Annotated in this window: 23 protein-coding genes; all 23 read right to left on the minus strand. The window is 50.3% G+C overall.

From position 1 onward, the window contains the following. Position 1: 1 nt before the first annotated feature. The 23 genes from ASF12_RS13500 to ASF12_RS13610 all read right to left on the minus strand — a co-directional run bounded on the left by ASF12_RS13500 (position 2) and on the right by ASF12_RS13610 (position 25,583). Positions 2–268, minus strand: coding sequence for a phosphopantetheine-binding protein (locus ASF12_RS13500; RefSeq protein WP_056035362.1), 267 nt, complete (start codon positions 266–268; stop codon positions 2–4). Further along, positions 255–1,550, minus strand: a complete 1,296-nt coding sequence (locus tag ASF12_RS13505) for a UDP-glucose dehydrogenase family protein (protein ID WP_056035365.1) — start codon at positions 1,548–1,550, stop codon at positions 255–257. Before ASF12_RS13505 ends, ASF12_RS13500 begins: the two co-directional genes overlap by 14 nt. Beyond that, positions 1,547–2,641: an NAD-dependent epimerase/dehydratase family protein gene (locus ASF12_RS13510; protein ID WP_200931619.1), complete on the minus strand. Its 1,095-nt coding sequence runs from the start codon at positions 2,639–2,641 to the stop codon at positions 1,547–1,549. The genes ASF12_RS13505 and ASF12_RS13510 overlap by 4 nt, the downstream gene beginning before the upstream one ends. A 19-nt stretch (positions 2,642–2,660) precedes the next feature. Beyond that, positions 2,661–3,443, minus strand: a complete 783-nt coding sequence (gene rfbF, locus ASF12_RS13515) for a glucose-1-phosphate cytidylyltransferase (RefSeq protein WP_056035368.1) — start codon at positions 3,441–3,443, stop codon at positions 2,661–2,663. Positions 3,444–3,589: 146 nt separating this feature from the next. Beyond that, a complete protein-coding gene (locus ASF12_RS13520; RefSeq protein ID WP_056035370.1) occupies positions 3,590–4,393 on the minus strand; it encodes an ABC transporter permease in 804 nt (267 codons plus the stop codon). A gap of 5 nt (positions 4,394–4,398) precedes the next feature. After that, complete coding sequence (locus ASF12_RS13525) at positions 4,399–5,208, minus strand: ABC transporter permease (RefSeq protein ID WP_063892559.1); 810 nt, start codon at positions 5,206–5,208, stop codon at positions 4,399–4,401. Further along, positions 5,195–6,187, minus strand: a complete 993-nt coding sequence (locus ASF12_RS13530; RefSeq protein WP_056035376.1) for an ABC transporter ATP-binding protein — start codon at positions 6,185–6,187, stop codon at positions 5,195–5,197. Before ASF12_RS13530 ends, ASF12_RS13525 begins: the two co-directional genes overlap by 14 nt. 14 nt (positions 6,188–6,201) lie before the next feature. Continuing rightward, positions 6,202–7,242 (minus strand): Gfo/Idh/MocA family protein, encoded by a 1,041-nt coding sequence (locus ASF12_RS13535; protein WP_056035381.1) that lies wholly within the window; start codon positions 7,240–7,242, stop codon positions 6,202–6,204. A gap of 14 nt (positions 7,243–7,256) precedes the next feature. Beyond that, the gene (locus ASF12_RS13540) at positions 7,257–8,447 is read right to left on the minus strand and encodes a radical SAM/SPASM domain-containing protein (protein ID WP_056035384.1); all 1,191 of its coding nucleotides are present in this window, start codon (positions 8,445–8,447) and stop codon (positions 7,257–7,259) included. 79 nt (positions 8,448–8,526) lie between these two features. Further along, entirely contained in the window at positions 8,527–9,636 is a 1,110-nt protein-coding gene (locus ASF12_RS13545) for a radical SAM protein (RefSeq protein ID WP_235533156.1), read from the minus strand. Between the two features lie 35 nt (positions 9,637–9,671). Then, positions 9,672–10,802 carry a hypothetical protein gene (locus ASF12_RS13550; RefSeq protein ID WP_056035387.1) on the minus strand — a complete coding sequence of 377 codons (1,131 nt, stop codon included), beginning with the start codon at positions 10,800–10,802 and terminating at the stop codon, positions 9,672–9,674. A 30-nt stretch (positions 10,803–10,832) separates the two neighbouring features. Beyond that, positions 10,833–12,167 (minus strand): hypothetical protein, encoded by a 1,335-nt coding sequence (locus ASF12_RS13555; protein WP_056035390.1) that lies wholly within the window; start codon positions 12,165–12,167, stop codon positions 10,833–10,835. Next, a complete protein-coding gene (locus ASF12_RS13560) occupies positions 12,164–12,403 on the minus strand; it encodes an acyl carrier protein (protein WP_056035458.1) in 240 nt (79 codons plus the stop codon). Before ASF12_RS13560 ends, ASF12_RS13555 begins: the two co-directional genes overlap by 4 nt. Positions 12,404–12,405: 2 nt before the next feature. Further along, positions 12,406–13,248: a class I SAM-dependent methyltransferase gene (locus tag ASF12_RS13565; RefSeq protein WP_235533158.1), complete on the minus strand. Its 843-nt coding sequence runs from the start codon at positions 13,246–13,248 to the stop codon at positions 12,406–12,408. A 196-nt stretch (positions 13,249–13,444) separates the two neighbouring features. Continuing rightward, positions 13,445–14,476, minus strand: a complete 1,032-nt coding sequence (locus tag ASF12_RS13570; RefSeq protein WP_056035396.1) for a hypothetical protein — start codon at positions 14,474–14,476, stop codon at positions 13,445–13,447. A gap of 429 nt (positions 14,477–14,905) precedes the next feature. Then, a complete protein-coding gene (locus tag ASF12_RS13575) occupies positions 14,906–16,444 on the minus strand; it encodes a glycoside hydrolase family 43 protein (protein WP_056035399.1) in 1,539 nt (512 codons plus the stop codon). 51 nt (positions 16,445–16,495) lie between these two features. Beyond that, positions 16,496–17,386, minus strand: coding sequence for a carbohydrate ABC transporter permease (locus ASF12_RS13580; RefSeq protein ID WP_056035403.1), 891 nt, complete (start codon positions 17,384–17,386; stop codon positions 16,496–16,498). Positions 17,387–17,410: 24 nt separating this feature from the next. Beyond that, the gene (locus tag ASF12_RS13585; protein WP_056035407.1) at positions 17,411–18,337 is read right to left on the minus strand and encodes an ABC transporter permease; all 927 of its coding nucleotides are present in this window, start codon (positions 18,335–18,337) and stop codon (positions 17,411–17,413) included. A gap of 90 nt (positions 18,338–18,427) precedes the next feature. Then, complete coding sequence (locus ASF12_RS13590; protein WP_056035410.1) at positions 18,428–19,942, minus strand: ABC transporter substrate-binding protein; 1,515 nt, start codon at positions 19,940–19,942, stop codon at positions 18,428–18,430. A 146-nt stretch (positions 19,943–20,088) separates the two neighbouring features. Continuing rightward, positions 20,089–21,687: a response regulator transcription factor gene (locus tag ASF12_RS13595; protein ID WP_056035413.1), complete on the minus strand. Its 1,599-nt coding sequence runs from the start codon at positions 21,685–21,687 to the stop codon at positions 20,089–20,091. Continuing rightward, positions 21,687–23,474: a sensor histidine kinase gene (locus tag ASF12_RS13600; protein ID WP_056035416.1), complete on the minus strand. Its 1,788-nt coding sequence runs from the start codon at positions 23,472–23,474 to the stop codon at positions 21,687–21,689. The genes ASF12_RS13595 and ASF12_RS13600 overlap by 1 nt, the downstream gene beginning before the upstream one ends. 553 nt (positions 23,475–24,027) lie before the next feature. Further along, positions 24,028–24,726, minus strand: a complete 699-nt coding sequence (gene sigK, locus ASF12_RS13605) for an RNA polymerase sporulation sigma factor SigK (RefSeq protein ID WP_056035418.1) — start codon at positions 24,724–24,726, stop codon at positions 24,028–24,030. A gap of 260 nt (positions 24,727–24,986) precedes the next feature. Continuing rightward, positions 24,987–25,583 carry a hypothetical protein gene (locus tag ASF12_RS13610; RefSeq protein WP_056035421.1) on the minus strand — a complete coding sequence of 199 codons (597 nt, stop codon included), beginning with the start codon at positions 25,581–25,583 and terminating at the stop codon, positions 24,987–24,989. Positions 25,584–25,600: the final 17 nt, after the last annotated feature.

Here is a 25,600-nt window from a genome sequence, read left to right on the forward strand (position 1 = left end):
CTCACTCCTTCGATGGCTGCATCTCCTTGTATTTGGAGATCAGCTCCCCGATTTTTCGCATCGTGGAGACGTTTTCCGTCAATAAATCTTCATCATCGATCATCAGGTCAAAATATTGCTCCAGCTCGACCACCAGCTCGACCACAAGAACAGAGCTTAAATACTGCTCCGTTAAATCCGCATCCTCTCCAAGCGCCACCAGCAGCTCCGGCTCTAGGTTCAGCAGCTTCGCCAAAATATTCACGATATGTTCCTTATTGTCCCGCATGAACAATCACCCCGCTTTGCGCTTCCGTATATCTGCCGTCGATGACGGGCTTGCCCGAGAGCAGATGCCTTTTCTCTTTAAATTCCTCCCAGCTAGTAATGATCGCGATAACCTCGCTCCCCGAAACCAGCTCCTCCATCGTTTGCGCATAAGAAATGGGCAGTCCATAAGCATGGTCGAACGCCTGCATCGATATCGGGTCATAGGCAGCGATGTTTAAATATCCCATCCCGAACAATTGACGAATGATTTCGAAAGAAACGGCGCCGCGTACATCGTCGCTGCCCGGCTTGAATGAAAGACCCAGAAGACCAATCTTTCGATTCTTATCGTGTCCGGCAGCAGCGGCAATCCGCTCCGCCATTCTCATCTGTGCCTTTTGGTTCACGTCAACCGCAGCCTGCAGCAGACCAGCATGTTCGCCAATAGCGGAAGCATGATGAATCATTGAAGCGATGTCCTTAGGCAAGCAATACCCTCCGTAACCGCAGCCCGGATACACGTAATCGGTCATCTTGGCCGGCGTGCCTTGCCAGCGCTTGTCCTCGTGAAGCAAATCGAACGCCTGAGGAATATCGATGTCGCCAGTCCGCTCTGCAATCATCGCCATCTCATTCGCGAAACTGATCAGCGTGGCTAGCAGCGAATTGGACATGTATTTAACAAATTCGGCGGCTGTGGCTGATACGCGGCGGACGGGAGCATCAAAGCCCAAAGCATACAGCTCCGCAAGCATCCTTCCGCCGATCGGCTCAGCTTCCCCAATGACGATCCGGTCTGGCTCCATCACATCGCGCCACGCCGAGCCTTCTCTTAGAAACTCCGGGTTTGCTGCTAGACCGACATGTTCCCCAGGGCGTAATCCGAACTGCTCGAGCAGAGGCGCAATTACGCGGGAGGTCGTACCCGGCGGTACTGTGGACTTTATGACCAGCACGCGAAACCGTCCGTCCGACAACACCTCGCGGCTTGCCTTCAGCCCATCCAGCAAAGCGTTCAGGTCCGTGCCGCCATCGGCAAGAGCGGGAGTGCCAACGCAGTAAAAAATATATTCCGCCCTGCGCAAAGCTTCTTCAAGCGTATCGCAAACGATGAATCGATTGCCCAGATAGCGGCCAAGATGCTCCTGCAGCTCCGGCTCGTGAAACGGGATCTTTCCCGCTTGGTACAGCTCCCTTTTGTTCGAATCGCAATCGTATGCGAATAGGGTACAGCCGAGACGATGGGCAAGTCCAAGCCCGGTCGTCAGACCGACGAAGCCTAGTCCGATCACCGCGATCATACGGAGATCAGCTCCTTCTGCAGAAACCTCAAGTAACGTCTGACTCCTTCGGACACTTCAATCTCGGGCCGGTAACCGAGCACACCCCGGGCTTTGGACAAATCTGGACAGCGCCTGGACGGGTTATGCAGCAAGTAATCCTTCTCCGGGGAGGCAGCGTAGTGGATATCGACCGTGTAGCCTTGCAGCTCGGAGGCAGCCTCACGGTATATGCCAGCCAACTGCTCAACGGACAGCTCGCCGCCGTCCATGCCGATATTAAAGCAGTCGAATTCGTCATGCAGCAGGACGCGGAGGTAGCCGTCAATTGCGTCGGCAATATAGCAAAACGTCCGGGTCGGCTTGCCGTCCGAATGAATCACAATCGGTTCATCCCGGAGCACAGCAAGCGCAAAGTCGGCAGGCACCCTGCGGTCCATAAGCGACATGCCGGGACCGAAATTGTTGAACGGCCGCACAATACGGACCGGCATGCCGAATGTCTGATGATAGACGTAGCACAACGTCTCGCCCATTCGTTTCGACTCATCGTAGCATGCGCGCGGTCCAATGCTCGGCACATGTCCCCAGTACGACTCAGGGGTCGGTATGAAATTCGGGTCCGGATCGCCGTATATCTCGCTGCTGGAAAAGAACAGAAGGCCCTTCAGCGGGCGATGCTTATAGAAGTCGAGCAGCCGCTGCAGTCCCATGACATTCGCTTCAATCGTTTCCACTGGAAACTGCCGATAAAACGTGGGCGAGGCGATGGAGGCCATATGAATGACGTAATCCGCGCACTCGGCACCCTGTACAAGCTCAAGGCTGTCTCTGGCAATATCGAACGTGTGCGCCTCAATATCCTGATGCTCCGCCACTAGGGAGGAAAGCCACTCCGGGATGCCGGAACGGAATGTATCGAGCAGCAGCAGCTTGTCATAGGCATAGCCCTGACGCTTCAGATGGACGAACAAGTGAGTCAGGTAAAAGCCGATAAAGCCGCCGCCGCCGGTAATCAGAATCCTCATGCCGGCGAAGCAGGCTGGGTTGACCATTTTATCTTGGATATACGCCATATCTTCCTGCATGATCGAATTATTCATCGCATCCATAGACGCTTCAGCCCCTCCCTTAATTGTCGTGCCAGCGCTTCCAGGGGGCTTCCCCAGAAGCCCAAAGGCTCTCGAGATACTGCTTGTCGCGCATCGTGTCCATGCAGTCCCAGAACCCGTCGTGTCTGTAAGCCATAAGTTGTCCTTCCTCAGCCAGTCGTGGAAGGACGTCGCTTTCAAGCACATCCGTATCGTGACCGATATATTCAAGCACGCCTGGCTCAAAAACAAAAAAGCCGCCGTTAATCCAGCCACCGGTATCGGCCTTCTCCTTGAAACAGACGACCTGATCGCCTATCAGATCCACGGTGCCAAATCGGGCGCGTGGCTTGACGAGCGTAACCGTGGCCAATTTGCCATGGGATTTGTGATAATCGAGCAAGCTCTTGACGTCGATATCGCCTACTCCATCCCCATAGGTCGTCATGAAGGTATTATCGCAAAGCTGATCCCGAAGCCTGTGCAGCCGCCCGCCCGTCATGGTGCTCAGCCCTGTATCGAGCAGATGCACCGTCCAATCCGGCTGCCTGTGCCTGACAATATCGACGGTCGCTTGGCTCATATGGATGGAGAAATCGTTTTGCAAATACATATAATTGAGAAAATATTGCTTGATCATTTCCTTCTTATAGCCTAAAGCGATAATAAACTCATTGAAGCCGCAAGCATCGTAAATGTTCATAATATGGCATAAAATCGGCATGCCTCCGATCTCTACCATCGGCTTCGGCCGCAGCACCGTTTCTTCACCCAGACGGGTACCGAAGCCGCCGGACAATAAGACGACCTTTGTTTTCTCCATCTCCGACGCTCCTCTGTTATGAACTTGTATCATGTAATGGTCATGCTTTTGGCGTCCTCGCTGCTATGGCGGTTTCTGGGCATTCGCAGCCCGTAATTGGGCATACCCCACTCGACTCGACTAGGCTCCACACCGCACCCCCACCGCTAGCTGCTCGCGCTGGAGTAATTACGGATGGCTACGTTCCACAGCTTCCGCGAGAGGAATAAAAACAGCAGCGGAGCGATCAGGAACCAGACCATATGCACCCAGGTCAGCCGGTCGAGCACGAACAGCGGCGGAAAATTAGTAATGACAAACACCGGGAACAAAAACGTGCCTGCATGCCGAACCGAGCGGCCATATATGTGCATCGGCACATGGTTCATATCCCATATGGCGGTTGACATCTGATTGACCGCCGCCGTCTGTACCGTCCAGAACGAGATCAAGGATGGCATCAGGAAGATGGCATATTTGAGCACGATGCCGAGGAAAATGAACAGCAAAAACATCACTACCCGCGAAAGTGTGACCGGAATGCCCATGCGCGACCAGGCAAGGATAATCATCCCTGCCCCAGCCACCACGTTTGTAAATGAAAATCCGAAGTCTACATTGCGAAGCGTAGCGATAAACTGCAGCGAAACCGGCTTTGTGATGAGCAGATCCAGCGTGCCGTTTCGAACATGATTGCTCAAATTCATGAAGTTCGAATAAAAGAAAAGACAATAAAAGCCCGTCATCATCGTAAAGGACCCGACAAACATCATCATCATATCCGGTGTATAGCCGTTAATGACGACCCCGACGCGGAACGCAACCATCACATAAAGCAGCTTGATGAATAAATAAGCGATTTCGATCGTGTTCGCGAACAAAAAATTGATCCGGTATTCCATCTGGGCGATAAAGCAGTTTTTGACGAAAACCTTGTAGATCAATGCGTATTTTTTTAATGTCTTTAACAAGGGACCTACCCTCCCACCGCAATATACTTCGTGAGACCCTGCCTCCACAGCAAGGTCGAGAGCGCGGCGAACACCCCAATCCAGACCAGCTGCATCATTGCCCCGGCAGCAATCTCCGGGCCGGTCAACATGCCGCTGAGCAGACGAATGGGAAAATAAATCACATAATTGAATGGCAGCGTCAGCAGAATAGCCTTGGTAACCGGGCCGTAAATATCCAGCGGGAACAAACCCCCGCCCGCAATATTGGCGAGCAGCGCAAACGTCCGAAACGCGCCATTCGCTTCCGTAAACCAGAAAGCGACGGCACTTAAGCTATAATAGATGAAGAAGTTCAGCATTAAGGCGCTGGGCACGACGCATAGAAACAGCAAAATATGGGACAGGTTGACCGGAAAGTCCAGCCACGCGTTCAGCAGCAGCATGACGATCACCGAAAGGGCGAGTACAACGAGCATTTGCACGCTTTTTTCCCCAAGAAAACAGAAAATCCGGTATGATAAATACCCTATCGGCTTGACGAGGTACTTATTCAATCCGCCGTCCTTGATGTCCCGGGCAATTTCGTACTGGAACGTGGTGCCGATCAGCTTGGACATCAAGACCGCCAGAACGGAATAAGCAATCATCTGGTTATACGAAAATCCGAATACAATTTGTTGGCCCGAGCTAGTAAACACCGCTCTCCAGTAGAAGTACTGAATTAAAATCGGAAAAACCGCGCCAAACAGATTCAGAAAAAAGTTCGTCCGGTATTCCAGCGAATTTTGCACGCCCAGTGAGAAGGTTTTCAAATACATGCTATGCAGTCTCATGCTTCTCACCGCCACTTTGGTACAGCAGGGCGATGCCCTCCTCAATCGGAATATCCTCGATGGTGAAATCAATTACGGGCAGGTGGTCAAGCACCCAGCGCGACATTTTTTTAATTTCCGACTGCTCGAACACGAACTTCACATGAGTATCCTTGAATTCCTTGACTTCTCCGACCTGATTCAGCATCCATTCTTCAACGGGCTCGGAAAGCACCAGCTTCATAATTTTTTTATGCCCAAGCCTTTCATTGACCTCACTCAGCCCTCCGTCAAATACGATTCTTCCGTGGTTGATGATAATGGAGCGATCGCACAGTTCCTCAATATCGTTCATGTAATGGCTGGTCAGGACGATGGTCGTTTTTTTGTCGCGATTGTAATATTTGAAAAACTCCCTTATTTTGCGCTGCGAAATAATATCGAGACCAATGGTCGGCTCATCTAAGAGGAGGATTCTCGGCTTATGAATGAGAGCGGCAATCAGCTCCATCTTCATCCGTTCGCCTAGCGACAATCTGCGCACCTGCACCTTCAGCAGCTCCTTCACGTCAAGCAGCTCGGTCAGCTCTCCCAGCGTCCGCGCATACTCCGCATCGTCCACCTCGTAGATGCATTTGTTCAGAAACAGCGACTCATTCGCGGGCAGATCCCACCAGAGCTGATTTTTCTGTCCCATGACGATGGAAAATTGCCGTTTAAATTCGTTTTTCCGCTCCCATGGCGTGTAGCCGAACACTTTGGCGCTGCCGCTCGTCGGATGCAATATGCCCGATAGCATCTTGAGCGTCGTCGTCTTGCCGGCACCATTGGGCCCGAGGAACCCGACGACCTCTCCCTCCTCGATGCTAAAGGAAATATCCGACACCGCATGTTTCGTTTGCTGCTCGCGGCGGAACAAATTTTGGATCGAACTTTTAAGTCCCAACTCCTTCTTATGGTAAGTGAAGGATTTGGATAAGCCGTCAACCTCAATGATCATCCCTGTTGTCTCCTTTACTTCATACGTTCCTCGACATGGCGCTTGCGGTACACAGCGGCCGCATGAATCCGCTCCTGGAGCCTGACCCGCTCCAGCGATTCACGAAGAAGCTCGAGACTTCCTTTGCCATTGCCAGTCCCAGTCAAGACGCTGTCGCGGAAATACTCCAGCTGCTTCTCGTAATAATGCTGCCGAACAAAGCTTATGCTGCCGAGCGGACGGCCGGTTCCGGGCTCCTCGATCTTAATCGTGATTTTATATCTCCCAACGTTGGCGCGAAAAAAATCGTTTACTACCAGGGCGGCATGCTCCAGCCTCAACACATGCCGCGTGCGGTAAGGTCGCTCGAAGGAAGCCGATAGTTCCGCAGCGAACCCGCTGGCATAGGCGAGCGATGCGTCGAACGTCCAGTCGCAGCCCCGCGGACCGTCAAACTCTGACTCCGCTTTCAGCTTCGTGGGCTTGGCTGCCTCAAAGCCAGGCAGCTGCTGCAGCGTTTGCAGCCAGTAGCAGCCAAGGTCGGCGAAGACGCCTCCTCCTCGGCCCGGATCGCAGCGGTAGCTCGTCAACGGCAGATCGCGCATCGGTATATGCATCTCCGTGCGCATCTGCAGCAGCTTGCCATAACGCTGCCCCTGAATCAGCTCCCGGAGGGCGCTTTGCCACGGGTGATGCTGGATCATCAGCCCCTCCAGCACGACCGCCGATTGGCCGGCTAGCCGCTCCGCAAGCTTTGCGCACTCACCCGCATTCATCGCGATCGGCTTCTCCACGAGCACGTGCTTGCCCGCCTCGACCGCGCGCAGCACCCATTCGGTATGAAGATCATTACTCAGCGCGATATACACGGCGTCCACATCCGGGCTTGCCAATACGTCCTCAAGCTGCTCAAATACGCGCGGGATGCCGAATTCGGCGGCTAGCGCCTCCGCTCGCGACCTAGTACGGTTGGCAACGCCCACCACCCTAATGCCTCCGACGAACGGTAGCGGCTGGAATACCGCCCTGCGAACGATCGACGCGCAGCCGATGATGCCTAGAGCTAAAGTTCTCATGTTGTCATCAGCTCCTATATGTGCTTTAGCGCCGAGACGCCATGCAAATAAAGCACATTGCACTTGGAGCATGCCGGGGTCAAGCCGTTATTGATGGTTTCACGAAGACGATCGTATTCCTCAGAATTCCATATTTCCTCAAGGCTTTTTTCTTTTAGATTGCCAACCGTGAACTCGGAGAAAAATTTGCAGGCCGAAATGTTTCCCGTCGGCGTTACGTCAATACGTGTAGCCAGCGCCAGACAATCGGTCGCACAGCGGCTGGTCATGACCTCGCCTGTGACGAAACGCTCAATTTCGTCAAATTCGAGCCCCGGCTGGTAGCGCAGACGGGTGTGCCAGACACGCTCGTTCATTTTGCGAAGCTGCTCCAGCAGGGAGGGAAGATGATGCGGCTCTATCCGGTATTTGAAGGCGTGCCAGCTGCTCTTCTCTCCCTCTTCAATATGGCGCAGCCAGTCAAACTGCTCGCGAAAATAATCATCCATCTGCAGCGACGTATCCTGAGCAATGTACCAGGGGAACGTCAGCAGCACGAGATCAATTCCCCGCTGCTCGAAGCTCTCCATCAAGTCGTATAAATAATAGATGTTTGCGTTATTAATGACGCAATGGACCGAAATCCGTCCATGGAACCGGCCCTCCGATCGAAGCGCCAGCAGCTGGTCGATGCCTTTCATCACCTTGCTGTAAGAGCCCTTTCCCCGGATGAGATCGTGATCCTTCTCAAACCCTTCCACGGCGATAAGCAGCTCCAGCTGTTCAGAAATACGCAGTATTTGCTCCATATATTGATCGAAGAGCAACCCGTTCGAGCAAATCGTGACCTCTCGGGGATCCTCCTCCAGCATCGTCAAAATGTCGCCGAACTGCCGGTGGAACATCGGCTCGCCGCCCCACAAATACAAGCGGGATTTCGCCTGCTTCGTATCCTCGAACAACTGTTTCACAATGGACACGTCGATATCCAAATTTTGCTCAGCCGTTTCCATCTGATGATGGTAGCCATCCTCGTTCCATTGGTAGCAATGCTTGCAGCGCAAATTGCAGCGGTTGGTCAGCTTAATGGCGACAACCTCGGGAAGCTCCGTCTTGTATTTCGGGTTTTCCCTCTTCTGCCTCATCGGGATTGCTGCGTTTCGAATCGTTCGCTTTAGAATCTCGAACGATTTCTCATCCATTCGGATATTTGTTTTAGGCTGCACGCTTACTTCCCTCCCCTTAAGCTCAGCAGAGACTTCTGCGCGGAGCGAGCCTCTACCGTCTCAACTTTGGTAAGGCCGCTCAGCGCGGCTTCTCGTTATAATACAAGCAGCAGCCCGGACAAATAGAGAACAGCTGCTTGCGCAAATAATCCCTGTACTGCTTGTATTTCGTGCCGTTCCAGATCTCCTTTAAGCTGAGCTCATTGACGTTCCCAAGCGATAGATCGTAGAAATTGTGGCAGGAGGTTACCTCGCCTCTAGCACTCACCTCCGTGCTGATCCATGGAAAAACGCAGCGCTTCTTCATATTGGTAACCTTGGACCATTCCGCATTAAAATAATGGCGGATATTTTCCTCGCTGATTACCTTCGGATACGCATTGAAGTACATGCCGTGCTCCGCACAGTGGCGCTCGATTCGCTTCAACTGCCGGCATAGCTCCGCTGCATCGACTTCCGCGAACTGCGCAGGATCAGCGATGAAGCCTCTGGCAATCGGCGCGGCGGCAATATCGAAATGCTCCCGCAGCACGCCTGCGTAGTGATCGTAGCGCTCCCGGGTGACATACTGCTGCAGCTCGACGCTAATACAATCCAGCATCGCAAGGTCTACGCTTTCAAAGTAGAATCGCTCCAAATGCCTGTAATTCGTCGGCGTGACGGTCGTACTGATGCCAATTTTCGGGTATTCGCTGCCCATCGCTTCCCTAAGCTCATAGAGCTTGCGGATGCCTTTCATTGCTTTGCGGAAGACGCCTGCTCCCCGCTGTGCGTCATTAATTTCCTCAGGACCATCAAGCGACACCCAAATGCGCTCTGGCGGAAAGGCCATAATCATCTCCGCATGCCGCTCCAGCAAAGTACCGTTTGTAGGAAAATGTGCTTTGCTCCCCGTTGTATGAATGAGCTCCAATACTTCGTCGATCCATGGGTAAAGCAGCGGCTCTCCCCCGTAAAGCTCATAATAGGGACGTGTATCCTTGCAATCCTCAATAATCCGTTTCACCACGCCGATATCGAGCTTTTTCAGCTCCGGCTTCTCCTTGTAAGAGCCGTTCTCCCCCCACTCGAAGCACATTTTGCAGCGCAAATTGCACGATTCGATCAGCTGCAGAAAAATCCACTTGGGACTGTGCAGGTCTAACGCTTGAGCCGCGGCAGGCGCGGACTCCGTTCTGATTGCCATCATCTCGCCCTCTTCCCTGAGGTTACCGTCCTTCACCCTCAAACGATTCGTTCCAAATAGTCGTCCGTATACGATCTCGTAGCCGCTCGTTTCGCGAGCAGCCGTTCATGAATCGTCGCTAGCGCCTCCTCTGCAAATCCCGCCCGCTCCCAATCCTCATAGGTAATTCCGAGTCCGTGCTCCAGCCATACTTCCAGGTTTCTCTTCTCATGCTCGCCGAACGGTTCGAGCATAATGACTGGCGTGGCCGAGGCCAGCGAATCCATCAGCGTCCCCGCACCGGGCTTGCTAATGATGCCCTTCGCCTGACGAATGACATCATAGAGACCGTGGTGGGACGGCAAATTGGAAAATGACGGTGCAGTATCCGGCCTAATCTCGCCGAACCTTGGAAATTCATGCTCCCCGGATTCTCCTTTATTCCAAGCCGTCCACTCGGGATCGTTCATGTAATAACGATTGCCAAGCTGCTGCCCCTGAGCCTCCGCCGGCTCATAAGCAACGACATCAAGGGCAAACCCCAGCTGCGCAAGCTCCGGTATTTTCCCTTGATACGTCCCCATCCCCCAGCCTCCGCCGTGAATGACATACCTCGGCGCTCTACCTGCGAAAGGCAGCGGTTCTCCGTCGCCAACACGAATTTGCAGATGAATAGACAACGTTGACGACGCATACAGCCACACCTCTCGGTAACGGTCCGGATAATCGGGCATATATTTTTTGAGGCTTTTCCAAGAAGGTGACAGATCCGAATCCACATACAGCAGATCGACCTCCAGCTCGGCGGCGGCGGCACCAAGCTTCTCTCTGTACAGCTCCAGGATGTACACCCAATGCCCAGACAAGGAAATAAACCTCCTTCGTCCCTCCGCCGCCCAGCTGTTTAGCAGGTCAAAGATTTTTTCCGGATCGAAGCTGTCCCGAATATCCTTAGGCAGCTTAGTGGCGATTTTCGCAAGTGCGAAATTGGCATGATAAGCCTTCCTGCTGTCTACGATTTTTGCTTGCTTTTCTAATTGCATGAAACTTTCGAATACCAGCACCTCGGTCAGTATGCCGCGCTGTCTCAATTGATAGTTCACAATTAAACCAGGGTTATAGAAACCAAGACCGAAGCCTGAGCAAAGAATCGTGGTAAAGTGATTGTCCCGATTAGCCCTATTGCCCATCTTATTTTCCTCCTCATTCCCTTTAGGCGCTTAATTGGTTACGGCAATACCGCGAGACTTCAGGAGGGCTCGCATGCGGGCAAGCAGCTCGCTGCAGCATTCTATCCGCCCCGCGACCGCGGACAAATAGAGCCTTCCCTTGCGCTTTAAACCGGGTGCTTGATTAATCGTGAACGTACCAGCACTAAGCGGGAGAATTCCCTCTCCCCGTTCAGGCCGGAAGAGCAGCCCTTCGCGGTCCATAGCCGCAAGCAGATCGGCGTACTCCACGATTCCAAGGCAGATGACGGACAAATAGGTAAGGTTCCCCTGAAGCGAAAATTCGGCCAAATAATCGTCCAGTCGTTTTTTGATCAGACTCATCGACTTGCGCGCGTTAATTTCTACAATAGGCACGAGACCGCCCTCCTCCAGCAGCATCGAATCGACACAGACGTGGCCGTTGTAACCGCTCTCATAAAGCAGCTCGGCCGTTTTTTGCATCAGCTTGAAATAGCCTTCGCGCTCCAGCTTCTCTATGAGCTCCACACTTGCACTGAACGTGCCCTGATAGGCAAATTCGGCGTTCAAAACCTGCTGTACGGAAATGAGCTCATAGCCGCCGTCCGCATCAATATGGAATTGGCATGAAAAATCAGCTTCCTTGTCCAGCAGTGGCTCGAGCAGAAACAAGGTTGATTTTCCCTTCTGCTCCTGGACAGCGACATACCCGGCTATACGCTCCAGCGTCGCCGTGCTTTGGATCAGCAAGTTTCCCTTGCCAGATACCCCAAACGTATCTTTAGCAAGCACGGGGCCAGCAAGCAGCATAGCTTCGGCGGCGTGCCTCAGCTCCGTATGACTCCTCACAATCCTCGTAGGCGGGCCATACCCCAAACTTTCTCTCAGCTCTGCCGAATACAGCTTGGAATTCACGTGCCGAATCGTCTCCATAGCTGGATAACGCCCATCGAGCCGATAAAGCGAGGACAGCTCCTGCAAGCCGTCCAGTACGGCAAACGGCTCTATAAAGCCGCCTGGCGGAAGCAGCTCCTTATACTTGCGCACTGCCCCTTTATTCAGCATTTGCTGGAAGGGATTTGCGTCCTGCGCTCCGCCGCTATCCTCAAGTGGCTCGTCGCTAGTCCTGAACGTCAAGCCGATGTCGCTCAAATACCGAAGCTGCGCCGGAGCCACCGGATTCCGGGTAAGCAGCACGTCCGAGCTTTTGCAAAATAAAAATAACAGCTCGTCCATGGCGCCAACTATCGCCTTCGCCTGCGGGTCAGGCAGGGCTGGCAGCTTCGCCAGCGTCTCATCCCGCCACAGCGTCTCCGCATCGAAGGCGCCGCAATGGATCGTCGTTACGCCTCCAGCCCGCCTCATGCGCTCTTGGCTTGAATAAAGTCGCAAAATATATCGATAGACTGCAGGTGCTCCATATCAAATTGGTCAAAATCGATTTCGATTTCGAATTCGTCTTCAATCCGGAGTATGAAATTAATCAGCTGGAGCGAGTCCAGCCCCGCATCGTTCAGCATGTCGGAAGCTCCCGTCAGCGTAGCTGCCAGGTCGGGCTCGTTCTTGATTTCGGAAATAATCGTAATAATTTGCGTCTGCAGCATTACTTGTTCTCCCCTTCGTTTCGTTTTCGAATAACCGCCAAAATATCGGTTTGCGGGTATTTCAAATTATAATTGGTTAAGTGCGGCTGCCGATTTTCCGTGATCGAAATGAGCTCCAATTCCCCAGGTAGTGAAGCCAGCACGTGCTCGATGAAGGCTTGCTTCGTAAAACGCCAAATGACGCCGTCAATAGACGAATTGGCCATATAACCCGCGCTCATTTGTTTGCCTGAGCCCTGCTCCTCCAAAATAACAGGATCCAGAATCCACAATTCCCCTCCTTTATTTAGTAGTCTTGCACATTCCTTAAACGCTTTTTTATGATGCCGGATGTGATGAAAGCACCTGGCGAAGACGATCTTGTCAAAGCTTTCATCCGCCTTGTCCACCTGATAAATGCCAGAATGGATGCAATTGTGCAGCCGGCCCTTCTTCATGCCGAATTGCAGATATTTTTCATTAATATCGAGATTAAAAAACTCGGCATGCCTCCATCCTTTCGCATGCTTGTTCAGAAGCCCCGTCCCGCAGCCAACCTGCAGCACTCTTCCTTGTAATTCAGGCAAAAAATGATAAACCGCTGTCGGTCTTGGAAAGTTCAGCACAAACATCGACAGCTCATACAGCCGGGGATGCTTTTCTACCAATCGCACGAGCTTGCTGACGTAGAAGGGATTTTTTTTCGTTTGCTTTTTGAAATCGCGTTTGTTCCAGAAATAATAAGGCGGGTACAGCAAGGCGTAATACATGAGGTAAATCAATCGCAGCAGCATAACGCCAAGCAGACTTGTGTGTCGACTGACCTGATGCTGAATCGGTGAGGTTGTAAGCGTTGTCTTCATTGCCAAGCGGGTGAACAACTCCTCTCATCTACAACATGGTCGATGTAGCTTCTGTGAGTCAATGGCCTTCCTCAACTTTATAGACATCGGTGTTCGCTGTGCAATAAGACTTTTTTGATGAACGGTTTCTTGCTTTGAATAAGTGTTATTTCCTTCTATTGCACTTTTTTTAAACATTTGCACTTTTTAGAAATTGTTAAGTAATAACCAATTGATTCAAGCATTTTTCCAAAAATAACGCCTCACTACGCTTTAACTGCTGCGTGCAGCGAATGGCCTTAACGATGTTGCTCGGGTCCCTTCTGACCCGCTGCTTCACACACCATTGATGAAGGATTACGGTTTGCTTAAGCACATCCTGCCCCATCGCAAACAGACCGTTATCGGAAATCAGCTTGTGAGCATGCAAGTACTCGATTCTTTTCATCATCCATTGCTTATGATTGACGAGCGTCTGAAGCGCTTTCATATGAATGATTGGCTGCTCTGATTCCAGCTCCCTTTCGAGGAATTGCTCAAGCAAATCATACACGCGCAGGCCGAACCAAAAGTGAATCCTTTGCGGATTTTTTTCAGTCAACGGCTTGGACAGCAAATACTCCTCCAATGACCTTGCGATAAAATGAACGTCAAGCTCAAAAGCTGGCGTACTTAAATCCCGGTATGGATACTGGATAATCTCTAGTGTCTGGCTGATACGCTGCCTGATGGGCCCTGCATGCCGAAGCGATTCTCGCAGCAGATCGAAGCTGACTGGTCGACCCGAGTCATAGACCGGCGGATTCGAAAAGTAGCCGGCAACATAGAACAGCTGCTGCGAAACATCGACGCCGTGAATGAGCAAATGATGCACCTGCTGCTTGGTTTGGTAAGAGGAAGTGCCGGGAATATAATATTCGTCTAGCGCGATGGCTAAATATTGATTTTTGTGCAAGCAGTCGATGAAGAAGGATAACGGGTCATGAAACCATGACCTCAATTGATCGATATGCAGCTTTGACACAAAGGTATAGGGCAGTTCGTGAAAAAAAGAATAGGATGCGAAATGAATAAAGTTGCCCTTATCAAATTCGGGAACGCCAAACAGATGGATGTAGTGGCTAAAGAGCCACGGCAGCGACAACGCTTCGTCCGTCAGCACAATTGCTTGGGAGAAAGCATGGTACGAATTGACATCAATGATCGGCTTGCGAAGCGGAAGGATATGTGCGGTGTTCACAGCTTCCAAATAGATCGCCTCTTTTCAGTGGGATAATCCCACCATAGGTTAATCTCTTTTTTCCTGCAATTGCACTTTTTTGAAATTAGGAAAAATCAAAGCGATTGGCGCTTCCGTTTCCGCTTTGCTCAGGAATGTGCAGAACTTCAAGTATTTCACCACATCGCGGTCATCGAATGATCTTAATTTACTGTGGTTATCATGCGGGGCCTCTGACTATCTGTTGTGGGTAAGCCAGAATTTCCATAATAGCTTGAACAGTATGAATATCCCGCATCATCTACGGTAAGCAATTTGGTGCAGAAGATGAAGCAGGCTTGGTTTTAAAAAAATTAACCATTATCAGTAAAGTGCGATATAAAAATAAAAAAGACCGCTAATCAATTAGCGGCCTACGTCCAATCTTGGTCGTACAGATTTGAAAATTAATCCTGAAATTTAATTAGTTCTATAATCAAAATAATCGAACTGTGCCGGTGAGTCACTTGGTATCCCATTGCCGGAAGCATACAAGCCAACGTAGACTCCTGTAAAACCGCCGGCCACTTCGCTTGACAGATAGAAACATTCTCCCCGTCCGAGCTCCGTCTCCTCCTTACCGTTCAATGTAAAGGCAAAGACATAAGTAGTCGCATCTGCTGCGATGCTTAGAAGGATGGAACCTACGGGAATGGTCTCCTCCCGCTCCACTTTCCACAAGGAGCCTATTCTCCGGCGAAACAGTACCGTCTTAACCCCGTCAATGCGAGTTACGGCAATCTCATAATGCCCCTTCTCATTCATATAAATGGTTAAGCCAGCTTCCTCTCCATCTCGAGTAGGCTCGAAATCCAGCAAGGCAGATACCTTACATTCCAAATGACGCTGCCGCTGGCCGACGAACGTCTGACGTTCGGTCCCATCAAGTCCCTGTTCCATACCGAGGAGCGTTAGCCAACCTGGCCGGCGCGTGAGCGAATACGCCTCTGGCACCGGATTGCGAAGGTAATTCCAATGCAGGTTGAGCGACTCGCTGTTAAAATCATCACGACAAATGCCTTCGCATTTACCTAGACTTCCTTCATAAAAGGATGGGCCCTCAATTTCTAATTGAGCCTTGCCATCATATCCGATAACAGGCCAACCATCATCCGACCACGTAATTTGAATTAAAAACGTTTCCCTACCTAAATGATGATAGAACGGATAACCAAGAGGACGGATACCCAGGTAGACTGCCCACCAGCTTCCATCATGCGCTTCGACGAAATCGGCATGACCCGTTGCCTGAATCGGTAAGCCGGTACTGCGGTTACTCAAGATAGGATTGCTCGGACAAGACTGGAATGGACCGTAAGGCTCCTTGCTTCTTGCAATTGTCACCATATGACCGAACTCAGTACCACCTTCCGCAATAAGCAAGTAATACCAATCGGCTATACGATACAAGTGCGGACCTTCGGGGTAGCTGCCTCCCGTTCCCTCCCAGATCAGCCTGCGCTCCGTAAGAATGGCTCCCGTATCGGGATCCATCTCCGCCTGATAGATGCCCGGAAGCTCATCTCCTCCTCCGGTACCAGTCACGTACACCTTTCCATCTTCATCGAACATGAGCGAAGGATCAATACCGCCCCACTCCAGCCAAACGGGCTCTGACCAAGGCCCTTCCGGCCGATCTGCTGTCACAATGAAGTTCCCACCATGCTGTACGTTCGTGGTGATTAAATAAAAGCGACCGCCGCGATAACGCAGAGTAGGTGCATAGATTCCCGTGAAGCTGAAGGCCCCGCCGCCGCTAGTTTTAGTCCCTAGAGGCAATTGGCTTTCCCTAGTCAGCACGTGCCCGATCTGAGTCCAATTGACCAAGTCGCTGCTGTGAAAGATCGGAATGCCGGGGTAATAGTTGAATGAGCTGTTGACTAAATAATAATCGTTTCCGACCCTGCATATGCTGGGATCGGGATAACAACCGCTCAAGACGGGATTGGAGAATTTCATTGTCTTCAACTCCTATAGTCCGAATAGCTGATAATGACGGCCCTGCCAGGTTTATTTGACAGCTCCTATCGTAATGCCCTTGACAAAATATTTCTGGAAGAACGGGTACGCAATGAGGATCGGAAGCACGCCGACCGCCGCAATCGCCATTCGCACGGAGGTGCTTGGCAGCTCAGAGATCGCTTGGCTCGCGCCCGTGCCGGCCGCGTTGCTGTTGCTCGTCAGAAACTGGATGTCCGTGATCATCTTTGTCAAAATAGTCTGTATACCGAACAGACGTGAATCGGTCAGGTAGATAAGACCGTTAAACCAATCATTCCAATAGTTAATAGCTTGGAACAGCCCGATCGTCGCCATGATGGGCAGCGACAGCGGAAGCACAATCCGATAGAACGTTTTGATCTCACCCGCGCCGTCAATGCTAGCCGCTTCGATCAAGGCAGGTGGAATGGACGTTATGAAGAATGTACGGACAAGCAGGACGTTGAAGCCGCTCATGAGCAACCCAGGCAGTAACAGTCCGAATATGGTGTTCTTGATATCGAAGAGTTGAGTGTACACCAGATAAGTCGGTACCAGCCCACCATTGAATAGCATAGTAAAGAACACGAGAAACGTCCAGAAGTTGCGCAACGGCATATCCCTGCGCGATAACGGATAGGCAAGCGCCGAGGTAATCGCAAGACTAACCGCCGTACCGACAACTGTGATGAACACGGTAATGCCGTATGCTCGGCCCAGCTCAAGATGATGTGTCCACAAGTATTCGTAAGCAGACAAACTGAATTGCTCCGGAAAGAATGTATAGCCGTTCCGAATAATGCTTGCTTCGCTGCTAAGCGATGCCATGATCAGTAGCGCGAATGGTATGATACAGGCCAACGCGAACACCGACAGCGTTACATTAGCGATCCAGTTTATAGCTTTATTTTCGATAGCCATGGTTGTTATGCTCCTCCACTCGCCCTAGAACAAGGCGTTCTCCCTGTTGATTTTCCGGACGATATAGTTCGCGCCCAATACGAGCACGAATCCAACGAGCGACTGGTAGACGCCTGCAGCGGATGCCATGCCGATGTCGCCCAGCACCATAAGACCGCGGTAAACGTAGGTGTCGATGACATTGGTCGTATCGGCGATCGCTCCAGCGTTCATTGGCACCTGATAGAATAGGCCGAAGTCGGAATAAAAGATACGTCCGATGCCAAGAAGCATCAACATCACGATGACTGGCGTAATAAGGGGGATGGTGATCGCACGGATCTGCTGCCACTTACTCGCCCCATCGAGTGTTGCCGCCTCGTAATATTCGGTATCGATGCTGATAATAGAAGCCAGATAAATGATACAAGAGAATCCTACCGACTTCCATAGATGCACGATGGTCAGAATGTATGGCCAATACTTGGGCTCTGTGTACCAAGATATTTCGTCAATGCCCAGAAGCGGCAGAATCGTCTTGTTCATGAAGCCCGTCTCCATGCTGAACGCGGCGTAAGCCAGATAGCCAACGACTACGAATGAAATGAGATGCGGCAGAACGATGACGCTCTGATAGAAGCGCGACAGTACCTTTTTCCTCACTTCATTTAGCAGAATAGCGAACGCGATGGCGAGGACCGTTCCGAGAATAATGAAAACGGCATTATACAGAATCGTATTTCTTGTAATAATAAAGGCGTCACTCGTCTTAAACAGATACTCGAAATTGCTAAAACCTACCCAGTCGCTCGCGAAAATACCCTGAGAGTAATTGATGTTCTTGAATGCAATGAACATGCCAAGCAGCGGTAAGTAGTTATTGATCAGCAGGTAAGCAAGACCCGGAAGCATGAGCAGTGTAAGCGGTAAATATTTAAAGAACGTACGGTGTCTTTTTTTTGTATAATCCATTCCTATCTCGTCCCTTTCCCGAAAGGTCTCTTCTTTAAGAAACGATCCAATCGGCTCTGACGTCCGGTTGGATCGTTGTACGTACTCATCCTATGTGCCGTTCGTAGCCGCCCACTCATTCAGTTGGCTCTGCTTCTCTGCAATAATCTTGTTGATGCCCGATTCCTCAAGCTTCTTGAGGAATTCAGGCAACACCTTGTCAACATCAACCGAGCCACTCTCAAGAACGCCTTTGTATTGTAATAAGACTGCGTTACTAGCGGCAATTTCATTCTTCACGTTGTCGCCGTTGAACGAGAAACCAAGCGCCTTGGATTTAGCAGCGTTCTGGTTGAATGCCTCCATTTTGACGTAGACGTCGGGTTCGTCACCTTCAAATACGTAGGACAGGAATTGGTTACCGTGCATCCAGCCATAGTTCTTGTACCCCACGTTATCGCCTGTTATACCATCGGGATACTTAATCATATTATCCTGGCCTTCCATCTTCACGTAATGCTTGCCTTCAATCCCCCAGTCAATCAGGTTAACAATCTCCTTGTCGGTATACATCAGATTCAGGAATTGTAGAGTCTTCGCCGGATTCGCTGACTTGGCTGCCACACCAATGGCCACGTTCGTGACCGTATCGGTCTTCGCTACAGGCTCAACCGTCTGCACCGACACCATGGGATGGCTGGTCATACGGCTTTCCTGGGCATCAAAGCCAGGCTTCATCTGGGTGAAATAACCTGCCGCTTTGCCGGACTTCACGATGGCGTGGTTTGATTCCGGATTCGTCGCGGCGTCCTTGAGAATGTAACCCGCTAAGTACCATTCACGAAGTTGACGCACCATTTTCTCGTATTCTTCCGTCGCAAACCAGTTTACGACGTTCAAGTCGGCAAGTCCGCTATTCAAAAGGACGCCAAGCTCGTTGCCCAACGGATCGTAGGTCCGGTAAGTGCCAAGTATCGTGCCACCAGCGAGATTTGTCGCACTAACCATATCAGGTTCATTCTCCTTCAACGTCTTGAACGCCTTGCCGAATTCCTCGAAGTTCTTAATCGTTCCTAACTCGATATTGTATTGGTCCACGAGATCCTTGCGCATGACGAACCCGAAATTTTGTGCCAAGTCCCGGATGCTCGGCACGCCGTAGCTAATGCCGCCGACCTTGGTCGCATTGTAATAGTCCTCACCAAGCGCGTCGATAATGCCCTGCGCGTTTTCCTCCATGATATCGCCCAGAGGATATAAAACACCGCGTGTGACTTGTGTGCTATAGTTGCCCAGCATGGCGATCATGTCCAGCTTCTCTCCGCTCGACATCATCAAGTTGATCTGGTTTGTGTAGGCGCTGTTGCTGATTGGCAGCAGCTTGACTGTGACATTAATCTTCTCTTTGGCGATCTTATTAACCTCGTCTTGGACGAGCTGAATGTCCGCAGGAACGTTGTCAAATGTTGGGTATGCGTATACGATTTCGTAAGGCTTCTCCTCGTTACTCCCTGCAGAAGTCGCTCCGTTCGAAGCGTTTCCAGCATTACTGCCGCCGCCCGAGCATGCGGACATCAGCATCGACAAGGCAACTAGCGCGCCTGTCCAACCAATCTTTTTGTTCATGTGTCATCCCCCGTATCTAGTGTCGTGGACTCTTATGTTCGCGAGCCTGATCTCATTGTACGGTCAATGGCAGAATAGCCACTACTCCGAAATCGACATGCCAGTTGACTATTATCGACTATTCGTTCATCTAGCATGGAAGCCATCTATTTGGAATTGGCAACGTATTTTTTACGGTACTCATGGGGACTGAGTCCCGCAAACCGTTTGAACCTCCGTGAGAAATGGGCAAGGTTGGAATAACCCGATTGCACCGCTATGGTGCCAACGGGAAGCTCCGTCTTGAGCAGAAGCTCCAGCGCAAGCGCCATCCGCTTGTTTATAATTAACTCTGTGACGGAATGACCCGTCTGCTTCTTCAGCAGCCTGTCCAAATAATCAGGATTTAAGAACATGTAGGCAGCAACGTCTTCCCGCGAAAGCTGCTCCGAATCCAGCCGTGCGTTCACGTATTGCTCGACCTTGTCCAGAATGGAAGGCGATTCCCTTATGCTCCGGACCTGATCCATTGACTTGCCGATTATATGCGTCATCCAGCCCACCATGTCGGGAACGGATCGGGACGCGTTGCGGAATAGGTCGGCAGACTTATCATCACCGAACAAAAGCTGCGCATCAATTCCCTCTATCTTCAAAACGTAGAACACCATTTGGAGAAAGTTATGATGGAATCGGTACAGCGAATCCACGTCCATACTCGCTGTCGCTGTCCACAGGAATGCCTTAGCCTCATCGAGTACGCGGCCTCCTTGTCCTTCCTTAAGCATAATCGACCAGGCATGCATGTCGGGAAACGTGATCGTTTCCCGCGTCTTACGAGCACTATCGTAGAGAAATACGTCCTTTGCAAGTGCGATATTTTCCTTGTCTAGCTCCCGCAGTCTTCCTACCATGCCATTCAATTCATGACCTTGAACGGCATTTCCGATATAAATAGCAATGTCGCAATAGAAGTACTCAGACGCATAATCGATTAACGGTCGTGCCTTCTCCTTGAACTGCTCCCGCAGCGGGGCCGCATCTCCTTCGATAGGAATGAGTGCCATCAATTCGCGGTCTGTAGTTGTAAACAGAAGTCCCTGACCCTCCAGCCCAAGCGTCTCCTCGCCACTGTTCTTTAGCGCATATTCCAAAACCTTCTGATCCCGGGGAGAGAAATCCTTGTGATAACGTTTCACAGAGATTAACAATGGTAACAACTGTAGCTTCTCATCGAATGGAATACCTCTCTCTCCTGCCTCCCGCTTAATGGAATCTGGATTCGAGGGGATAACATGGTGAAGCAGATCTAACCAGAATTGTTCAGCAATTAGCGGTTGCCGGCGCGACCAGAATTGCCCGATCCGACTGTATTGCTTCTCCTTGCTCTCCTTCATAATCTTCGCAACTACCTTACCTCCTACGCTCAGCAATTCGTCCGGCGGAACCGGTTTCAGCAAGTAGTCGAAGCTCCCCAGTTGCATCGCTCGCTGTGCCAGTTTGAACTCGGCATGGCAGGTCATGAAAACTGTCTCTGTGTCGGGATGATTCTCGCGCACCCAAGCTAGAAGCTCTAGTCCGCTTCCCTGAGGCATCTCGATATCACATACCATAAGATGGATTCTTTCCCGCTCGAAGATCTCTTTTGCTTGGCGCGAATTATAAGCAGTGAATACTTTATCGAATCCGAGAGAAGTCCAATCTATGTCACCTTTCAATGAATCTGTAAGCAGTTTCTCGTCATCTACGATGATCAGCGTAAGCATTAGTCCATACCTCCTGGGTCAAGCTTGTCCTTCTCTTTGTCATTTCGGGGCGAGAGAGGAATCGTCACGTCCACTACGGCGCCACACAGCTCCCCGTCTCTTAAGACAACCTGCGTCCGCTCTCCATATATCAATTGCAACCGCCTCTTCACGTTCCAAATGCCGATATGATCCCCTTCGTCGTCCACGATTCGCTCACCACGATCGATACTCTCCACCACAGTAGGGCTGAAGCCGGGACCGTTATCCCTTATTTCAATATGAAGGGCAGCTTGTGGTGTCTCGAGCATCTCAATTGTTACTGATAAGGATAACTGTTCATCCATTGTCATGGCATGTTTGATGGCATTCTCAACAAAGGTGTGCACAATCAGAGGCGGAACCGGTGTAGACAACAGAAAAGAAGGGGCTTCGATTTCGTATGTCAACTGGTCGGGATACCGTAGTTCTTGTATTCGCAAGTAATTGCGAATATGCTGCAATTCGTCTTTAAGCGCAACGAAGCTCAGATTGCTTTGGAACATGTACCTGAAGTACCTCACCAGACACAGTGACATTTCCTCCATGCGCGTAACGTCCTTCGTACGGGCTAGCATATACATCATGTTAAGGGTATTAATAAAAAAATGCGGCCTAATCTGCAACTGCAGATGCTGAAGTTCCGCTTTCTGCTTATTCAGCTGCTCTTCATACACGCTGATTCGCAAATGCTTGATCTGCTCCATCATGTTGTTGAACGTATCATTAACGACCTTGAACTCCAAAGAAGTTGGATAATCCTTGATCTGAGTGTCGAGATTGCCTTGCTGAATTCGGTTCATAACCTTGAGCAAGCGATTGAGCGGAAGTAAGAGCGTCTTCCGAAGCAAGAGCAACGCCGCTGCCAGAATCAGGACCGCGACGAACGGAAGGGAGTAGGAAATAAGCTTGTATGTGGAGAGATGCTGGAGCATCACATCCTCCGGGATAAACGCATGTAGGCTGAACTCTCCTTCGCGGGAATCTTCGCTAACTGCTAGGAATTTCTCCGTCGAGCCAGTGAGATAATAGCTTTCCGCTTGCGGCTCAATCGTAATGCCGTGTTCACTGACAAAACCTTGATTGACAATCGCGTTGCCGCGCCCGTCGCCTAGCAGCGCCGCTCCTTCTTCGCCGATGCCTAGCAGATCAAGCGGTGTCTGCAGCGACTCCGCGTTAGTCCACGCACCGACGATGGAGTCGTTGTCGAGCACAAAGAAGCGGAGAAGGTAAACGCGGTCGCCATTCTTTTGAACATACCACATCCTTTTTTGGGTGATCATCCTCATGTCAGAATTCTTACTTACGTTATCCGATATATAGGATTTAATGTACATGCGGTCGATCATGGTGGAACGGTCGCGGAAGGAGTATAAGTATTGATCATCTGAGGGTAGATAGACGAATAACCCGTCCAAAACGGGATACCGAAGGATAGAATTTGTTAAGTTCGACGCGATACGCTGCGACGCGAAAATGCGATCCTCGGGCTGCGGGGAAAAATCGATGTTCGAGAGATCCGGGTCCTGCATGAGCCCGATTAAATAATTATCTGCTTCGACAAGGCGTGCGTCCACCTGGTCACGATACAGCGTTAATAAGTCCTTGCTAGAGGCAGCCACCTGGTTGCGGACGACGTCGATTGCATAGCCATTCATATAAATCAGGAATCCAATCAGCGGCAAAACGATAAGAAACAAGCCTGCTATCATCTTCATCCTAATGGAGTGTATGCTGCCCCATCGGTCTATTTGCAAAGAACGATTCATTTCGTATATCTCCTTTCCTTACTATCCATGATTCAAATTCACAATTACTATGAGAGCTATTGTACTTCAGATCCAAGATGAATAAAACCTTTTGCATTTATCGGGAAATCTCGATATTAATACCCCGTTAATAGCATTGCAATAAAAAAAAGACCGTTAATAAATCAGCTCCTGACGTCCAATCTAGCATGCACACATGCCGGATAGGAGTGAGAGCATACTCTAGAATTGTAAGTATGCGTAAGCAAATATATAATCAAGTAATCGAAACCTAGAGGTACGGGTAAAATTCAAAAGGGCTGGAGACAAAATTCGTCCCCAGCCCTTTCGTGCATTACGTACCTTAAATTTGATTATCAAAAGCTTCTCCAGTCATTCTGCTGAGCTTCTGATACGCCATCCACATCGATCATGGGACGAAAGTAGCTATCATCCACAGCAACCGTGATAAATACTCGGTATCAGCCATGTGCGACATCCTGCAAATCGCGAGAAGTACATTTTATAATGTTGACAATCCATTACTGAATCAAAAAGCCTTCAGGTAAGGCACCTATTTCTTCACCTTATAAAACTCATGATAAAGCTTCATCAGCGCCCTTTTCTCAATCCTCGATACATAACTGCGGCTAATTCCCAACTCCTTAGCAATCTCTCGCTGAGTCCGTTCTTCCCCGCCATGCTCCAAGCCAAATCTGCCCATGATGACTTCCTTTTCACGTTCATCAAGAATGACTAAATTTTTATAAATTTTACTTTTTTCCATTTTTAGCTGCACGGTTTCCACAATTTCATTTGGATCGCTTCCCAGAATATCGACGAGCGTAATTTCATTGCCTTCTTTGTCGGTGCCGATTGGATCATGCAGCGATACGTCCTTGCGCGTTTTTTTCAAGGAACGTAGATGCATTAAAATCTCGTTTTCAATACAACGGGCAGCAAATGTCGCCAGCTTCGTGCCTTTGCCCGTCTGGAAGCTCTCAATGGCTTTGATCAGCCCGATTGTACCAATAGAAATCAAGTCCTCCAAATCTTCGCCGGTGTTATCAAATTTTTTGACGATATGTGCAACAAGGCGCAAATTATGTTCAATAAGTAAATTGCGAGAATGTGTATTGCCTTCGGCCATTAGTGCGAGATGCTTCGCTTCTTCTTCTTCGCGAAGTGGCTGTGGAAAAGCGTTATTTTTCACGTACGATACAAGTAGCGTTAACTGTTTAATAAACAAAGCGATTGCAGCAAATAATCCCATCGTCTGGCCCCCCTATGCTGTATTACCGGGCATCCTAATCAGCCTCAGCGTACACCAACATCAATTTTACATTCTATGTAGGCGGGGGCCTATATGTGCATGTACAAGGAATTAGAATAAATAAACCAGTTGGAACTCGCAATAGCTTAATATTGCTTCGTCAGCACATAGCTCTCTTTGCCTCGAAAATTGGTATGAATAAAACCAATATGGTTAGTTCCTTCAACCTTAACCGTCTGGCACTACAACCATGCCGCAGGCTACTTTGAATCCTTTTTGATAAACGGCAGCTCGCCTATTGCGATCAAAACATCATTAACCTCAGCCATAATCGGGCCAACACCGGAATCCGAAAGCAAGGGAATGCTCCAGTGCTGCTGCGCCGATATTTTAGAAATATGATTTTCGCCGCTGGCTTGAATAATCAGCTCCCATTTTATAACCGGAACGTTCGTATGGCCCATAGACTTGCGAAAAATCGTCAGCAGCTGCTGATTGATTTCATCCGTCATCGTTTGAAAATTTTCCGCTACCTCAAACTCATATTGAATATGCAGCTGCGTACAAGGCTCATCCTTCACGGTTTCGACATCGGCGCTGCGCATGACAGCGAGAATCGGCGACAGCGCCGCCTCTTCCCTTTCGCGAAGCGATTCCGCCGTAAGCACGCTGCTCCATTCAAAATACATATAGGCACTCGTCTGATACGGCTGCTGGTGAGTCCTCGGCGTACAAAAAAACGAAAACTCGCGATCCAGCGACCTTGTCTCCAGCCGGTTTTTATTTTGATAAATATGCAGCCCCGCAGCCTGCGCCGCCGCAATCATTTCTCCCACGAACTGTTCGTACGTTTTCATACGTTTCCCCTTAATCT

This window comes from Paenibacillus sp. Leaf72 (genome assembly GCF_001422685.1).
GTDB lineage: Bacteria > Bacillota > Bacilli > Paenibacillales > Paenibacillaceae > Pristimantibacillus.

Excerpts from the sequence above, each read along its gene's own strand:
- rfbF (WP_056035368.1), bottom strand. The coding sequence starts at position 3,443 with ATGGAGAAAACAAAGGTCGTCTTATTGTCCGGCGGCTTCGGTACCCGT.
- ASF12_RS13585 (WP_056035407.1), bottom strand. The coding sequence starts at position 18,337 with ATGGATTATACAAAAAAAAGACACCGTACGTTCTTTAAATATTTACCG.
- ASF12_RS13600 (WP_056035416.1), bottom strand. The coding sequence starts at position 23,474 with ATGAATCGTTCTTTGCAAATAGACCGATGGGGCAGCATACACTCCATT.
- sigK (WP_056035418.1), bottom strand. The coding sequence starts at position 24,726 with ATGGGATTATTTGCTGCAATCGCTTTGTTTATTAAACAGTTAACGCTA.
- ASF12_RS13510 (WP_200931619.1), bottom strand. The coding sequence starts at position 2,641 with ATGGATGCGATGAATAATTCGATCATGCAGGAAGATATGGCGTATATC.
- ASF12_RS13525 (WP_063892559.1), bottom strand. The coding sequence starts at position 5,208 with ATGAGACTGCATAGCATGTATTTGAAAACCTTCTCACTGGGCGTGCAA.
- ASF12_RS13545 (WP_235533156.1), bottom strand. The coding sequence starts at position 9,636 with ATGATGGCAATCAGAACGGAGTCCGCGCCTGCCGCGGCTCAAGCGTTA.
- ASF12_RS13505 (WP_056035365.1), bottom strand. The coding sequence starts at position 1,550 with ATGATCGCGGTGATCGGACTAGGCTTCGTCGGTCTGACGACCGGGCTT.
- ASF12_RS13595 (WP_056035413.1), bottom strand. The coding sequence starts at position 21,687 with ATGCTTACGCTGATCATCGTAGATGACGAGAAACTGCTTACAGATTCA.
- ASF12_RS13555 (WP_056035390.1), bottom strand. The coding sequence starts at position 12,167 with ATGAGGCGGGCTGGAGGCGTAACGACGATCCATTGCGGCGCCTTCGAT.
- ASF12_RS13535 (WP_056035381.1), bottom strand. The coding sequence starts at position 7,242 with ATGAGAACTTTAGCTCTAGGCATCATCGGCTGCGCGTCGATCGTTCGC.
- ASF12_RS13550 (WP_056035387.1), bottom strand. The coding sequence starts at position 10,802 with ATGGGCAATAGGGCTAATCGGGACAATCACTTTACCACGATTCTTTGC.
- ASF12_RS13610 (WP_056035421.1), bottom strand. The coding sequence starts at position 25,583 with ATGAAAACGTACGAACAGTTCGTGGGAGAAATGATTGCGGCGGCGCAG.
- ASF12_RS13500 (WP_056035362.1), bottom strand. The coding sequence starts at position 268 with ATGCGGGACAATAAGGAACATATCGTGAATATTTTGGCGAAGCTGCTG.
- ASF12_RS13575 (WP_056035399.1), bottom strand. The coding sequence starts at position 16,444 with ATGAAATTCTCCAATCCCGTCTTGAGCGGTTGTTATCCCGATCCCAGC.
- ASF12_RS13590 (WP_056035410.1), bottom strand. The coding sequence starts at position 19,942 with ATGAACAAAAAGATTGGTTGGACAGGCGCGCTAGTTGCCTTGTCGATG.
- ASF12_RS13530 (WP_056035376.1), bottom strand. The coding sequence starts at position 6,187 with ATGATCATTGAGGTTGACGGCTTATCCAAATCCTTCACTTACCATAAG.
- ASF12_RS13580 (WP_056035403.1), bottom strand. The coding sequence starts at position 17,386 with ATGGCTATCGAAAATAAAGCTATAAACTGGATCGCTAATGTAACGCTG.
- ASF12_RS13565 (WP_235533158.1), bottom strand. The coding sequence starts at position 13,248 with ATGAAGACAACGCTTACAACCTCACCGATTCAGCATCAGGTCAGTCGA.